This window comes from Streptomyces triticagri, assembly GCF_003429565.1.
Taxonomy (GTDB): Bacteria; Actinomycetota; Actinomycetes; order Streptomycetales; family Streptomycetaceae; genus Streptomyces; species Streptomyces triticagri.
The window spans coordinates 1-1,954 of record NZ_QUAK01000150.1; the positions used below are offsets into that span (position 1 = coordinate 1).

A 1,954-nucleotide genomic window follows, 5' to 3' on the forward strand; every position below is an offset into this window, starting at 1 on the left:
CTAGGGCCGGAGCGTCGCGCCCGGCATCGCTACGGAGGTCTCTCTGCTTGCGCTGAAGACGTAGACCTGCCGCGGCTTGGACATCCTCGGCTCCGATCATGAACGAATCACCGTTTTGGCCGCGCTGTGCTGACTCCCACCCAGCGTCCGCTGCCGCGCTAAGGAGGTCGAAGTAGTCACGGGCAACAGCACCGCCCGCAATCAGCACGGCCCGCTCACGCGCGGCCGGCGTGAGGACGTCACTGATCTTGAAACCTACGGAAGCTAGCACACCGTTCGCGACCTCTTCGAGGAAAGCTTTCGCCGTCCCGAAGTCTGCAAGGCCGACATCAAGCGAGAGGTACTGGAGGTCGTGAGGCGGTTGCATGCCGAGCGGCGGGTCTCCATCCGCGAAGGAGTGCGTCCGGGACTGGACGCTACCGATCTTCAGCCAGACATTGCTCCGCTTAGTTATGCCGTGGAGGTGGTCCAGTACGAGCGGCTGCCTGTCCTTGGCGATGAAGTAGAAATCGTCAAGGACGACGAGGAGGGACCTGCGTCCCTCGAACCTCGCAGCCTTTTCGAGGGCTTGGGCGATCGCAGGAGCGAGGTCCCGGAGGAAGTCCTCTTTCCGGCGCGTCTGCGTGGAGGTCTGCGATGTCTTGCTTCGCTTGGAGCGCGAGCCTCCAGCCGTTGCGCTCAACTTCGCGTACTGGTTGGCGACGCTGCCTTTGAGTTGAACCTTGAGGTCACTCGACCGGGTCTGGTCGCTCTCGGTGCTCTGCGTGACCTCGGCGCCTGCATCGCGGAGTGCAGTGAGGACGGTGAGGATCTCCTTGACCTCACGGCGAAGGATCCGCTGTGGCCTCTTCCATCCCCCGGGCTGGATCGCTTGCAGAATGTCGATGATGATCTCGATCAGGACATCTGGGTAGGAGCGAGACTTGTGCGTCTCCACATCCACGAAGACGACTCGCGCCCCCTGCTGCTCGGCGCGCTTCTGGAGGACCGCGAGCGTCGTGGACTTGCCGACGCCTCGACGGCCCGTGAGGAGGTGGTTGACAGATGACTCGAGCGTGGAGACTGTCCCTGGGCGCAGTTCGACGAACCGATCGCTCAGGGCATCATCAGCTTGACTGGTCGTTCGCAGTGCGGCGGCTAATGCTGCCTTGAACGACTGGAGGTTGTTTCGGTTCAGCAAGCTCCACCCCGGATAGTTGGCCTCGCCAGCAAGGCTACGTGAAGAAGCTCAACAGGGTGGCAGTCCTGAGTTCATTACCGCCCAGTCAACATCCCATCTCACAAGGTGGGTTGGCGTCCTGCCTCGCGTGAGTTCGCTGTCTATACCCCTTCGTCGCGGATCGATTAGGTGATGGAGTCGCTCCAGGTCCCGTGTACGTGGACATGCAGGAGAAGGCGGCCATCCTCGGTCATTCCGCGGCGCTGAGTAGGGGTTTGTGGGAGGTGGCTTTGAGGGGGCGCTACCCAGACGCGATGGAGACCGAAAGTCTCGATGGCGAGGGGCGAAGGCTGCGCGGACGCTTTCGGTGCGTATTCCGGGCGGAAGTGACGCAAGCCTCGTGACAAGGTCGGGCTCCCGGACGGCTTCCGCCTGTACGGCCTTCGTCACACCGAGCACACCCTCTCCACCCAGTCCGGCGCCACCCTCAAGGACACGATGGTCCACGCCGGCCAGTCGTCCGAGAAGGCCGCGATGATCTACCAGCACTCCAACCTGGAGCGGCAGCAGGAGGTCGCCGACGGCATCGATGATCGTGTCCGCGCCGCGCGAACCAAGGTTGCCAGCAAGGTAGATGAGCAGCCTCGGGCACGAGACGCTAGCCCGGCCCAGACAACACACAAACCCCAGGTCGCTGACCTGGGGTTCTGTCATGGAGCGGGTGACGGGAATCGAACCCGCGCTCTGAGCTTGGGAATCACCGGCGATCCGGCGGAAGTTGATGCGGTGACCTGC

At 63.1% G+C, this 1,954-nt stretch carries 1 protein-coding gene and 1 pseudogene; one reads left to right on the forward strand and one right to left on the reverse strand.

All coding sequences use genetic code 11. From position 1 onward, the window contains the following. The coding region (locus tag DY218_RS25320) for an ATP-binding protein (protein WP_147336165.1) at positions 1-1,180 on the reverse strand (1,180 nt) is incomplete at its 3' end. Positions 1,181-1,549: 369 nt separating this feature from the next. On the opposite strand from DY218_RS25320, the pseudogene DY218_RS35415 reads away from it, so the two are divergent. Continuing rightward, positions 1,550-1,795 (forward strand): annotated as a pseudogene (locus tag DY218_RS35415) (tyrosine-type recombinase/integrase); the annotation flags it as partial. Positions 1,796-1,954 lie beyond the last annotated feature (159 nt).